Below are 12,914 nucleotides of genomic sequence, written 5' to 3'. Positions count from 1 at the left end.
TTTCAAACCTCCTCATAGAGACCAGGTTGATCGAGGCACGCAGCGGAGTCGAACGAATACGCAAAATCGCCCTGCTCCACGCTCACGCGAACCTGCCGCACCTCGCCGCCGTCGATCAAGCGCGCAAGGAACTCGCGGCTGATTGCGGGCAGCATCGTGTTGGTGAGAATTGCGTCGATCATCCGGCCGCCGGATTCGCTCTCGGTACAGCGTCCGACGATCAGGCGAACGACCGCGTCGTCATAGTCGAACGGCACGCGGTAGCGCTCCTCCACGCGCCGCTTGATGCGGTTCAACTGCAGCGTGACGATTCGCGCCAGCATGTCCGCGCTGAGCGGGAAGTACGGAATGGCCACGAGCCGGCCGAGCAGCGCGGGGGGAAACACGTCCAGTAACGGCTCGCGCAGCGCCTTCGCGAGCCCGTCGGCATCCGGCATGGCGGCCGGGCGGCTGCAGAGTTGCGCTATCAGTTCGGTGCCGATGTTGGTCGTCAGCAGAATCAGCGTGTTGCGGAAATTGATCGAGCGGCCCTCGCCGTCTTCCATCACGCCCTTGTCGAAAACCTGAAAGAACACTTCGTGCACGTCGGGATGCGCCTTCTCGATCTCGTCGAGCAGCACGACCGAATACGGCTTGCGACGCACCGCTTCCGTCAGCACGCCACCCTCGCCGTAGCCGACATAGCCCGGCGGCGCACCCTTGAGCGTGGATACCGTATGCGCCTCCTGGAACTCGCTCATGTTGATCGTGATGAGGTTCTGCTCGCCGCCGTACAGCGCCTCGGCCAGTGCCAGCGCGGTCTCGGTCTTGCCGACGCCCGAGGTGCCCGCGAGCATGAACACGCCAACCGGACGATCGGGATTGTCGAGGCCCGCGCGCGAGGTTTGAATCCGCTTCGCGATCGCTTCCATCGCATGATCCTGGCCGATCACGCGCTCGCCCAGCACAGTCGCCAGATTCATCACGGTCTTCAGTTCGCTGCGCACCATCCGCCCTACGGGAATGCCCGTCCAATCGGAGACGACCGACGCGACCGCCTGGTAGTCGACGCTCGGCAGGATCAACGGAGCCTCGCCCTGGAGTTCGGCGAGTTCGGCTTGCAGGCGCTTGAGACGCCCAAGCATGTCCGCGCGCGCGGAATGGTCGGGCGCAGAGGCCGCGCCCGTCTGCGTCATCCGATCCGGCTCGGCCTCTGCCGGCTGCGCGACGTCGTCACTCGCCCCATCGACCACCGCGCTATCGCCGCGCAGTTGCGCACGCAGCGTCAGAATCCGCTCGACCAGCGATTTCTCTCTCGCCCACTCCGACTCGCGTTGCGAGCGGCGCGCGCGTTCCGTGTCGAGCGAAACAGCGACGCGCGCTTCGCGGGCCGTCACGTCGATGCCCACGCTCTTTTCGCGCTCGATGATGTTCCGTTCGGTCTCCAGCGCCTCGATCCGCTTCGACATGTCGTCGATTTCAGCGGGCGTCGCATGCTGGCTGATCGCCACCCGCGCGCAAGCGGTGTCGAGCAGGCTCACCGACTTGTCCGGCAACTGGCGCGCAGGGATATAACGATGCGACAGCCTGACGGCCGCTTCGAGCGCCTCGTCGAGAATCTGCACGCGGTGATGCTGCTCCATCACGCTGGCGACACCGCGCATCATTAGAATGGCCTTTTCTTCATCCGGCTCGTCGACGGGCACAGTCTGGAACCGCCGCGTCAATGCCGGGTCCTTTTCGATGTGCTTGCGATACTCGGCCCACGTCGTCGCGCCGATCGTGCGCAGCGTGCCTCGCGCGAGCGCCGGCTTGAGCAGGTTTGCGGCGTCTCCGGTGCCGGCCGCGCCGCCCGCGCCAACCAGTGTGTGGGCCTCGTCGATAAAGAGAATCACCGGCCTGGGCGACGCCTGCACTTCGTCGATCACCTGGCGCAGCCGGTTCTCGAATTCGCCCTTCATGCTGGCGCCGGCCTGCAGCAGACCGACATCCAGCGTGCGCACCACCACGTCCTTCAGCGCGGGAGGCACATCGCCGCGCGCGATCCGCAGCGCAAAGCCCTCGACGACGGCGGTCTTGCCGACGCCCGCCTCGCCGACCAGCATCGGATTGTTCTGCCGGCGGCGCATGAGTATGTCGACGACCTGGCGAATCTCGCCGTCGCGGCCAACGATAGGATCGAGCGCACCTTTGCGCGCCTGCGCCGTCAGATCGACCGTGAATTGCTGCAACGCCTGCTGTCTTCCCATCTGCGCCGGCGCAATGGAGCCACTGCCTTCGCCAGGCGCGGGCGCCGTGCCCAGACGGAAGCCGTCGGTCGCCTCCAGGCGGTCTTCGGGCGATCCCGCGACGATCTCACCGAACGCGTCGGCAAGCGCCTCCGCCTTCACTTTCGCAAACTCAGCCGACAACGCGAGCAACGCGTTACGCAGATGGCGCGTGCGCAGCGCGCCGACGAGCAGATACCCCGTGCGAACCTGGGCCTCGCCGAACATCAGCGTGGCGAAGACCCAGGCGCGCTCGACCATTTCCTCGACGTCGGCCGACAGATCGCTGATCGTCGTATTGCCGGGCGGCAGACGCTCGAGCGCTGCGGTGAGATCGCGAGCGAGACTCGACGGGTTGACGTCGAAGCGCCTGACGATCCGGTGCAGATCGGAGTCCTGCAATTGCAGGATCTGATGCACCCAATGCGCGATTTCGACGTACGGGTTGCCGCGCAGTTTGCAAAACACGGTGGCGCTTTCGATGCTCCGGTAGGCAAGCGAATTGAGCTTGCCGAACAGCGCGCCGCGACTGATCTCGGCCATGATGGCGATCCTTTGAAATGGGGTGATCGGCGTGATGCCGCCGGTTGAAAGTCAGGACGCGAGTGCGTCGGTGCAATGCATTCGCATGGCCTCAGTCGACTGGCGTCAGCACGACGTCGTCGGCATCGACGGGCTTCGTGTAGTGACCCATCCATGTACTGAAACCCATGCGACCCATCTGGCCGAGATGCGTCGCCGGCACTTCTTCTTTCATGAGCACGATCTGCACGTCCCAGCGTTTTTCTCCGCCCACGTAGAGCTTGACCGCGGCGACCAGTTCGGCGAGCGCATCGCCGCCCGGCAAGAAACGCTTGAACTCGCCAAGCGGCAACGGCCCGATTCGCAAGCGAAAGCGCTGCTGCGCGCCGCGCACATGTGCACCGAGCGTCGCGTCGCGGCCCAATGACGCCACCGCAATGCCCATGCGCAGATGGGCGTCGCGCGGCAACTGCATCCAGCCGGCCATGAACTCGAGCACCGCCACCGGCACGCCGAAGTAATGCGCGAGAAAGCCCCTGAGCCCCTCGGCATTGCGCGCCTGCGGCACCAGCCGGCCGGCGAAGAAGCGCTTGTACCGATCCGGCAGCGCATCGCGTCCTTCCAGTTGCGGCGCGGCCATTCCAATCAACGCGCCGACATACGTGCGAAAGCGGTCTTCGTCGGGACGATCGAGTTGAACCGTGGGCTGTGCATCGGCCCACGCGCGGTAAAAAAGGCTTAGCATCCGGTGATGAAAGATGTCGGCGAACGCCACCAGCGACGTGTCCTTCGCGTTGCGCTGACGCTCGACCGCATGCTCGGTCAGATGCAATGGCAACGGACCGTTCGGTCCGAACAGGCCGAGAAACAGCCCGTATAGCTTGCCAGGCGAACCCGCCGCTCCGCGCTCGAAGCGCTCGATGCCGCGCGGCGCAAACTCGAGCGTCGCCGCATGCGCAAGCCGCACGGGATCGTCGGCCGGCTTCGTCGAATGTCCGAGCCGCGGACGGTCCGGATACACGCATTCGAGCCGGCGCATTGCCTCGAAAAATTCGAAGTCGAACGGCCGCTCACTGAGCGCGGCCTCGAGTGCCAGAGGATCGGGCGCTAAAGGATCGGACGCTTGCCGGGTGTGGCGGGCCATCGGGCTACCTCGTTACGTTCGAAGGTGCGCAAGACGGTCTCCGTGAACGAATTCAGCGAGACGTAGCGCGCGAAAAAATGCTGGAGAACCGACGCGAGCAAAAACGCGCTGCTGCCCTCGAAGGCTGCGTCGCTGCACGTCAGTGTGATTTCGAGCCCGCGCCCGTAGGTGATCGGTCCGGGCACCGGCACCCGGCGCGTGGCGGCTCTCGCGGCGACCTGCTTGATGCCCTCGATTCTCCGCCGCGCCGCCGCGTCGAACTCGTCGCGATAGAGGCCGAGCATCTCGCGCAATGCGGCGGCGTTCTGCTCGGCTTCGTCGTTGCCATCCTTGCTGCCATTGTCGTCGCGGCTCTCGTTGAACAGCGACAGGTAATTCAATTGCAGATGACTGATGAGCCGCCACGCGGTCTCGCCGGTAGCGGTCGGCGCGCGCGGCCGGGTCGGACCGGCGATGCAGCGAATCGATGCGACCGGCGCGTCGGTGTCCAGTGTGAAATCGGTGTACGACTTGCCGACCGGCATATGCAACGGCAGATCGCGATTGGTGCATAACACCCGCAAGCCGAGTTGACGCAGCGTGGTCGGGTACGGCGCGTCGTTTGCGTCGACGAGTGCAATGAACGTCTCGCTGCCCACATAGCTGGAGCGCGCGCCGTTCTGCAATTGCCGGCCCGAAAGAAGACGCGGCTCGCGGCGCAACGTATAGAACGCCGACTGCGCGTGATGCCAGGTGCGCGACGTGCCGCCATAGAACGGCAAAAAGCTTTGCTGCGGTTCCTGACTGTCGCCGTAGCCTTGCACGTCGAGCACACTATGCACCTCGAAATCCATCGGACGGGTGCGATCGCCGATCACGTGATACTCGGTCTTGCCTTGCTGAAGATGAATCCGGTCGGCCCGCTGCTCGAACAGGTTGACCGCGGGCGTGCAGAACAGCCGGAAGTTGCCGGCGTCGAGCGCGTTATGCAGCCTGGCAGCACCGCGGTCGAGCCACACCACGATCTCGAACTCATTGCCCTGAGCCCGTGCGAGCACGGAGCGCAGTCCTGTGAATTCGACGAAGCGAAAGCGCTCCGGGCACGCGAAATATTCCTGTAGCAGTCTGTAGCCGCTAAACGAACGGTCGCCGTACGGCAGCATCGCCTCTTGTTCGCCGAAGCCGATTGCGCGCAGCGCCGCCGCGTCGTGATGCTCGCTCACGAATTGGCCTTCCTGCGCGCCTCGCGCCCTGATCGTGTAGCCCGCACCGTTTGCGAGCATCTGCTCGTACACGACGTTGGGCAGTTCGTCCGCTCCCGCCAAGTGGATCGGAAGGCTGTCGAGCGCCAGCATGTTCGCCTGCACCCCGGAGAGGGTGGAGAAGCGCAGCCGCAACCCCGCCCGGACCTCGCGCCCTGGCGGCGGCACGAGACCGGCGGCGGCAAGCGCGGCCGGCGTGTCGAAATAGCGCGCCTCGGCGAGTTCGAGCGGCCACAGCGTGACCTCGTGCGCGCTCCGGTACTCACACGCGGTGCGGTCGCCGAAACCCTTCAGGCTGCGCATTACCGTGTGGCGCGCGACCGTGTGGCCGCCAGCGGGCAGATCTTGCGTCGTGTCCGGATGCATCTGCACCACCGCCATCGACGGAATCGGCAGCAGATAGTGCGGATAAATCATTTCCAGCAGATGCTGGGTGAACACCGGGTATTGCGCGTCGAGCTTCAATTGCACGCGTGCGGCCAGAAACGCGAAGCCTTCCAGCAGCCGCTCCACGTAGGGATCGGCGCATTCGAAGCCCTCCATGCCGAGGCGCCCCGCGATCTTCGGATAGGCGCTCGCGAATTCCGCGCCCATCTCGCGAACATGCTGCAGTTCGCGGTTGTAGTAGCTGAGAAGACGTGGGTCCATGATAGTCAACCGAAATGTTGCGAGACCCGGAATTCACCGGTCTCGAGATCGACGTCGGTATGCAGATAGAGCGCAAGCGGCATGGGTTGCGCCCACATCTGCGACTCGATCCGAAAACTCAGCGAGCGTGCGTTCATTACCGCGTCGTCGATATTCACGGCCACTTGCACCGTGTCCGCGATCAGGCGCGGCTCGAAGTCGATCAGCGCTGTGCGGATACGCTCCTGCAACATGCCTGCGTCGATGCCGGACAACGGTGCGCCCGCCAGATCCGGAATACCGAAGTTCAGCACGGAGTTAGCGACGTGATCGAGTCCCGGAAGACCGTCGCTGTCCCACTGCCGCGTGCAGTTCAGCAGCGCGGCAATGTCACGCGTCACATACTCGCGCAGGCGCGCCGCCGTGATCACGCGCTGCTCGCGGCTCTCGTCGGGCTCGTCCGGCGCCATGTCGGTGAGCCGGTCGAGCAACGAGGGCTGCAAGCGCTCCTGAGGGGTTAGCTCCGCCATCCGTTCGGTATCCTGATCGTAAGAATCACCTTGTCGTCGCGCACCTCAGCTTGCTTACTGTTTCGCGACCTGCTGGATGTCGAACGTGAAGTCCTTCGTGCCGCCGCTCGCCTTGCCTTCGTCGTCCTGGGGCTGGAACGAATACTTGAACTTGCCGAAGTGCAGCGTGATGTTTTCGGTCAGACGCTCATCGCCGCCGCTGCCGCCGGTCGCCACCGACGTAATCAGCACGCCTTCGCTCAATTCGATTGTCAGGAAGTCCGTTTGCTGACCGGTCGCATTGGTCACGTACAGATAGGCAGTGTCGAGTCGCGCGCCCGTGCAGCAGGCGTTGAGAATCGCGTTCGAACAGCTGTCGACGTATTTGGTGATGGTGATGTCCTGAATGTTCGCCTTGCCGCCGGACGCGTAGCCCGCGCCAGTGTGAAGGTTGCCGGTGTTGCTGACGCCCCAGGACCACGCGATGATCGGCACTTCGTTCTTGTGCTTCGAATGGTTGGACGCGCCCTGGATCGTGACCGAACCAGCGCCGAATTTCAGGTGCATATCGAATGCCATATTGACCTCTTCCCGTTGCTAATGAGTGTGCTCGCCGGTGCGGCGAACGTGGAGCCCGTGGCGTTTGCGCCGCGGACGGGTTTTCTGCATGGTGACGCGGTGCGGGACGCCTACGCCGCGAGCGCGGACGGCAGGCGGGACACGAGCCGCAGCGACACGGTCAGGCCTTCCAACTGGTAATGCGGCTTGAGGAAGAACTTCGACGTGTAGTAGCCGGGATTGCCCTCCACTTCCTCCACCACGACCTGCGCGGCGGCGAGCGGCTTGCGTGCTTTGGTTTCTTCGCTCGAATTCACCGGGTCGCCGTCCACGTAATTCATCACCCAGTTCGACAACCAGCTCTCCATCTGCTCACGCGTGCTGAACGAACCGATCTTGTCGCGCACGATGCACTTCAGGTAGTGCGCAAAGCGGCAGCACGCGAACATGTACGGCAGCCGCGCCGAGAGATTGGAATTCGCGGTCGCCGACGGATCGTCGTACTCTTCCGGCTTCGCCACCGACTGCGCGCCGATGAACGCGGCGACATCCGAGTTCTTGCGGTGCACGAGCGGCATCAAGCCCATCTTGTCGAGTTCGGCCGAGCGCCTGTCGGTGATCGCAATTTCAGTCGGGCACTTCATATCCACGCCGCCGTCGTCGCTCGGGAAAGTGTGAACCGGCAGATTCTCGACCGCACCGCCCGACTCCACGCCACGAATGCGCGTGCACCAGCCATATAGCTTGAATGAGCGGTTGATATTCACCGCCATCGAATACGCCGCGTTCTGCCATGTGTATTTCGACGAATCGGCGCCTTCCGTGTCTTCTTCGAAATCGAACTCGTCGACAGGGTCGGTCTTTGCGCCGTAAGGCAGTCGCGCAAGCGTGCGGGGCATCGTCAGCGCGAGGTAGCGCGCGTCGTCCATTTCGCGCAGCGAGCGCCAGCCCGCGTAGTCCGGCGTCGTGAAGATCATCGACAGATCGCGCGGGTTGGCGAGCTCACTCCAGTTCTCCATGCCGAGCAAGGTGGAATCGGCGGCGGAGATAAACGGTGCGTGGGCCGCGGCGGCCACCTGTGAGATGCCGCGCAACAGTTCGATATCCTGCGGACTGTGATCGAAGTAGTAGTCGCCGATCAGGCAGCCGTATGGTTCGCCGCCAAGCTGACCATACTCTTCTTCGTAAACGCGCTTGAACACCGGGCTCTGATCCCATGCAACGCCTTTGAAGCGCTTGAGGTTCTTGCCCAACTCCTTCTTCGACACATTCAGCACGCGGATCTTGAGCATCGGATCGGTCTCCGAGTTCGTGACCAGATGATGCAGGCCACGCCACGCGCCTTCCAGCTTCTGGAATTCCTCGTGATGCATGATGCGGTTCAACTGCTCGCTGAGCTTGCGGTCGATCTCCGCGACATACGCATTGATGGTTTGGGTCACGTCATCGGAGACGATGTTCGAATCCTGCAGCACCTGCTCGGCGAGCGTGCGCACCGCCGCCTCGACTTCTTCTCTCGCGCGTTCGTTCTTCGGGCGAAACTCCTTGTTGAGCAGCGCGGCGAAGTCGCTGGTTTCGCTCAGGGTGCCTTGCGCGGCCGTGTCAAACTGCTTCTGACTTTCCATGATCGCGCTCACTCCTGTCCGGGTTCGGTGTCAACGGGCTTCGGAGCGGCGCTTAGCGATTGCAGCAGCGCCGGGTCCTTGAGCGCCTCGGCAATCAGTTTTTCCGCGCCGGCCTTGCCGTCGAGATAAGTGCCCAGGTTCGCCAGTTGCGTGCGTGCCTGCAGTAGCTTGGCGAGCGCATCGACCTTGCGCGCGACTGCCGCGGGCGAAAAGTCGTCCATGCTCTCGAACGTCATGTCCACTTCGAGACTGCCTTCGCCAGTCAGCGTATTGGGAACGTTGAAGTTCACTCGCGGCTTCATCGACTGCATGCGGTTGTCGAAGTTATCGACATCCACCTCCAGTGCCTTGCGCTCTTCTATTGGCGGAAGATCGCCGCTGTTCGCGCCGGAGAGGTCCGACATCACGCCCATCACAAACGGTATCTGCACTTTCTTCTGCGCACCGTACAGCTCGACGTCATATTCGATCTGTACGCGCGGCGCACGATTTCGCGCAATGAATTTCTGACTGCTCTGTCTCGTTGCCATACGCTCGTTCCTCTGGATGCATTCAGGTTCGGGATTCGAATGAGCCGGGTGCTGGTGCCCGGCCGTCGTCCACGCTCACACAACAGCGCAGACTCGCGATCTATTCCGTGATTTGTGAATCGATCTGCTAGAGCTTTCGTCCATCGACGCAACCGCATTCCGCAACCAGAACATCTGGGCCGGCGTGAATATTCCGTCGCTCGAATGATTGCTTTGAAAATTCGCGGGAACCCACGCGAGCGCGCGACGTCGCGACATTCGTCGTGACGTGCCGGAATAAATCCGGGCAGCCGGCTGTTCAGTCAGCAACAGTGGTTATCGAACAGTGGCTTCAGTACACGGCACGCAATGACATCATCCGAAGATCCCACACGCTTGTGCCCAATTGCAATTGCACCGATGCGGCTCTTACCCCTCTGCCTGCTCGCGCTCGCACCGTATGCGCACGCCGGCTGGACGATCGTGCAAACCGGCGCACCGGTGACGACGATCCACGAAAGCACTGTGTATCGGGCCGGCTCAGGCCAACGGCTCGCGCCAGACGATATCGTCGAAACTCCGCCCGATTCCAATGGCATCGTTCAGATGCAGGACGAAACGGGCAATGTGCTTGCGTTGGGAAGTGACACTCGGGTGTTGCTTGCGCGCGATGGCCATGTCGCGCTGCTACGCGGCTGGCTGAAGGTGCAGCATGTTTGCGCCGGGGCCAATTGCGCGGTGCCCGTCGTTGAGACTGAGCGTATGCGTGTCACGCCGGCCGACCCCAGCGCGCTCGTGATTGCCGCGTCCACGCCGACTTATGCCGGCGACGACGCGAACGCTGTGTTCTGCGAAAGCGGGTCCGCACAACTGGTCACGCTCGGCAAGCCGCATGACAAGCCGGCGCAGACGGCGATACCAACTCATCAGTTCGCGCGGCTTTCCAAAACCAACGCAGGCGTTATCGTTTCGGCACGCCTTGACCCCGCATTCGTGGCCGCGATGCCACTCGCGTTCCGCGACGCATTGCGCCCGCTGCCGCTGCGACCCGAGCCGGCCGCGTCGCGCCCGGCGAGCCCATCGGCAGCCGGCTCGCGCCCCGTGACCTACGCGGACGTGTCCGACTGGCTCGGCAGCGCGCTTGCGGTGCGAACAGACCCGGCCACGCGCTTTACTCAACGCTTCGGCGCACGCCTGTCAGATCCGGCGTTCCGCCGCGACATCCGCCAACACCTGCGCGATCTGCCGGACTGGCGGCCGCTCGTGCAGCCACATCCGCGACCCGGCTCGCGGGCCGGCACAGCCGCTCCCGTTTCTGCCTACTCGTCCTACTCATCCGTATGGGCTCGACCATGAAGCTGTCACTCGCCATCAAGTTCAATCTCGTGTTCATCGCAATCTTCGCGATTGGACTGAGCGCGGCGGGCATCGTCGCAAATCATGTGCTGCAGCAGCAGTCGCTCGACGAAACCCGGCACGACGCCAATGTGCTGATGAGCGCCGCGGAAGCGATGCAGAACTACACCGCTCAGCACATCACGCCGTTACTCTCGACACAGATTCAATACTCGTTCGTGCCTGAGTCCGTGCCCGCGTTCTCCGCGATTGAAATGCTGAATACGTTGCAGGGCGCGTTCCCGAACTTCTCGTATCGTTCGACGATGCTCAATCCGACCAACCTACGCGATCGCCCAACCGATTGGGAAACAGAAGTGATTGCGCATCTGCACGACAAGCCCGCGTTGAAAGAGGTGACTGGCGAGCGGCGCACTCCCGGCGGCGAACATCTGCTGTTTCTGGCGCGTCCCAGCCGGATCACGGACGCCGCCTGCATGCAGTGTCACAGCACGCCGTCGGCGGCGCCGCGCACCATGCTCGACAAGTACGGGCCGGCGAACGGTTTCGGCTGGACCATGAACGACGTGATCGGCGCAGAGTTCGTGTCGGTGCCGATGTCGGAATCGATCGCGCGCGGCCGGGCGCTGTGGCGCAGCTTCATGACCGCCCTGAGCGTCGTGTTCGCGGTCGTGCTGGTAGTCCTGAACGTGATGGTGCATGTGCTCGTCACGCGGCGCCTGCAGGCTCTCTCGCGTGCCGCCGACGAAGTCAGCCTCGGCAAACTCGGCGAAGTGGACTTACCCACACGCGGTAGCGACGAGATCGCTTCGCTCGCGGTGTCGTTCGGAAGAATGCGGACCAGTCTCGTGACGGCCTTCGAGATACTCGACGAGACCGGTGCGGCCGCAACCGTGCCGCACGGCTTGCAACCATGACCGCGACGAGCGGAGCGCCGCGGCAGATCGGCCGTTATCTGGTCGATGGCGTGCTTGGCCGCGGCGCGATGGGCACCGTTTATCTCGCCACCGACCCGCATATCCAGCGGCAAGTCGCACTCAAGACGATCAACCCCGAGTTGCTGCGCGACTCGCAGCAAGGGAGCAGCGCAGCCGACGCGGAACTGCCCGCGCGCTTTATCAACGAGGCGCGGGCGGCCGGGCGGCTCGTGCACCCGCATATCGTCGGTGTGTTCGACTATGGCGAGGCCGACGGCGTCCCCTTTATCGCACTCGAATATGTGCGCGGAGAAACGCTCGCCGCGCGGCTCGCGAAAGAGGCCCTGCATGGCACGAGATTGCCGCTCGTGCGCACGCTCGCGTGGTTCGCGCAGTTGCTGGACGCGCTGGCGTATGCGCACGAGGCTGGCGTGATCCATCGCGACATCAAGCCCGCCAATCTGCTGATCGCGCCGCGTGGCGAATGCAAGATCGCCGACTTCGGCATCGCGCAACTCGACACGGGCCGTCTGACGCAGATAGGCATGATGATCGGCACGCCTGCGTATATGTCGCCCGAGCAGTACACGGGCGCACCGATCGACGCACGCAGCGATCTGTTTTCCGCGGGCGTCGTGCTGTACGAGATGCTGACCGGCAAGTGCCCGTTCGCCGGCTCATCGGCGGCTGTCATGCAACAGGTGTTGAACGGCATGCCGCCCGCGCCGTCGAGCGAAACGCCTGGCCTTCCCGCCTCGCTCGATGCGATGGTGCGTAAGGCGCTTGCAAAAGAGCCCGAGGCACGCTACCTGTCCGCGCAAAGCTGGCGCGCGGAGTTGCTGAGCCTGCTGGATACGCTCGCGGCAGAACGCGATCCGGACGAGACGGTGGTCGCGGCGCCGGTGAATCGCGCGGCGCTTGCACCACCGATCATCACCGCTACTGCTCACGCGGTATCCGCCGATTCTGTCGTCTGGCCTCCGGAATTGCTGGCGCAGCTCGAAGAGCGGCTCGCGCACCACGTTGGGCCGGTTGCGTCGCTGCTCGTGCGGCGGGCGGCGGCACACGCAACGAACCCGCGCATGCTGGCGGCACAACTCGCGCGTCATCTTCCCGACGAAGCGACACGTCATCAATTCGACACGCTGTTGCAACGGCATACTGCCGGGCAGGGAAGCGCGTCTTCGCGGCCGGTGAGCGAGAGCATTCAACCTGCGGCACGCGTCGCTTCCACCCAGGCACGCGTGCCCGATGCCGCGCATATCGAAGCAGCCGCACGGCAGCTTGCAACGCATATTGGGCCCGTCGCCCGCATCGTCGCGCAGCGGGCTGCGCTGGGCGTCGACACCGCGACCTTTCACAACCGGCTCGCCGATGCACTTCCCGCCACCGTCGACAGAACCGCGTTTCTTCGTGCGCTGAGCGAGCGGCTTGCTGACGCTTGCGGGCCGTGAACGGGCGGCGTGGGCATTGGCATTGGCATTGGCATTGGCATTGGCATTGGCGTTCGTAATCACGTTCGCGCGCAAACGGCTAGAGCACGCGTGTTCAGTCCTTGTCATCCTGCATCGCTTGCCGCGATGGAATAGATCACCCGCTACGCGTGTTTATGTGATGTCGACTAGCCAGCGCATCCGCATCGTTCCATGGAAACAGACCA

Annotated in this window: 10 protein-coding genes; 3 read left to right on the top strand and 7 right to left on the bottom strand. The window is 63.7% G+C overall.

The genetic code is table 11. The features are described 5' to 3' along the window. Window positions 1-2: 2 nt before the first annotated feature. From tssH to tssB, 7 genes are all read right to left on the bottom strand, one after another. Entirely contained in the window at window positions 3-2,789 is a 2,787-nt protein-coding gene (tssH, locus tag C8K18_RS21175) for a type VI secretion system ATPase TssH (protein ID WP_107709585.1), read from the bottom strand. A 91-nt stretch (window positions 2,790-2,880) separates the two neighbouring features. Then, on the bottom strand, window positions 2,881-3,912 hold the full coding sequence (tssG, locus tag C8K18_RS21170; RefSeq protein ID WP_107709583.1) for a type VI secretion system baseplate subunit TssG: 1,032 nt from the start codon (window positions 3,910-3,912) through the stop codon (window positions 2,881-2,883). After that, complete coding sequence (gene tssF / locus C8K18_RS21165) at window positions 3,876-5,801, bottom strand: type VI secretion system baseplate subunit TssF (RefSeq protein ID WP_107709581.1); 1,926 nt, start codon at window positions 5,799-5,801, stop codon at window positions 3,876-3,878. The genes tssG and tssF overlap by 37 nt, the downstream gene beginning before the upstream one ends. A gap of 5 nt (window positions 5,802-5,806) precedes the next feature. Further along, complete coding sequence (tssE, locus tag C8K18_RS21160; RefSeq protein WP_029970268.1) at window positions 5,807-6,310, bottom strand: type VI secretion system baseplate subunit TssE; 504 nt, start codon at window positions 6,308-6,310, stop codon at window positions 5,807-5,809. Between the two features lie 54 nt (window positions 6,311-6,364). After that, window positions 6,365-6,868, bottom strand: a complete 504-nt coding sequence (locus C8K18_RS21155; RefSeq protein ID WP_006049774.1) for a type VI secretion system tube protein Hcp — start codon at window positions 6,866-6,868, stop codon at window positions 6,365-6,367. Between the two features lie 110 nt (window positions 6,869-6,978). After that, window positions 6,979-8,472 (bottom strand): type VI secretion system contractile sheath large subunit, encoded by a 1,494-nt coding sequence (tssC, locus tag C8K18_RS21150; protein ID WP_107709676.1) that lies wholly within the window; start codon window positions 8,470-8,472, stop codon window positions 6,979-6,981. Window positions 8,473-8,480: 8 nt separating this feature from the next. Then, window positions 8,481-9,002 (bottom strand): type VI secretion system contractile sheath small subunit, encoded by a 522-nt coding sequence (gene tssB / locus C8K18_RS21145; RefSeq protein ID WP_107709580.1) that lies wholly within the window; start codon window positions 9,000-9,002, stop codon window positions 8,481-8,483. 399 nt (window positions 9,003-9,401) lie between these two features. Here tssB and C8K18_RS21140 point away from each other — a divergent pair, with 399 nt between their 5' ends. From C8K18_RS21140 to C8K18_RS21130, 3 genes are read left to right on the top strand one after another with little or no spacing between them, the layout of a single operon-like run. Continuing rightward, entirely contained in the window at window positions 9,402-10,337 is a 936-nt protein-coding gene (locus C8K18_RS21140) for a hypothetical protein (protein ID WP_107709578.1), read from the top strand. After that, on the top strand, window positions 10,334-11,254 hold the full coding sequence (locus tag C8K18_RS21135; RefSeq protein ID WP_029970264.1) for a DUF3365 domain-containing protein: 921 nt from the start codon (window positions 10,334-10,336) through the stop codon (window positions 11,252-11,254). Before C8K18_RS21140 ends, C8K18_RS21135 begins: the two co-directional genes overlap by 4 nt. Continuing rightward, window positions 11,251-12,708: a serine/threonine-protein kinase gene (locus tag C8K18_RS21130; protein WP_107709576.1), complete on the top strand. Its 1,458-nt coding sequence runs from the start codon at window positions 11,251-11,253 to the stop codon at window positions 12,706-12,708. Before C8K18_RS21135 ends, C8K18_RS21130 begins: the two co-directional genes overlap by 4 nt. Window positions 12,709-12,914 lie beyond the last annotated feature (206 nt).

Source organism: Paraburkholderia sp. GV068 (assembly GCF_003058125.1).
Classification (GTDB): Bacteria; Pseudomonadota; Gammaproteobacteria; order Burkholderiales; family Burkholderiaceae; genus Paraburkholderia; species Paraburkholderia graminis.
The sequence above is the reverse complement of the archived record's forward strand: the minus strand, read 5'-3'. Positions and strand labels throughout refer to the sequence as shown.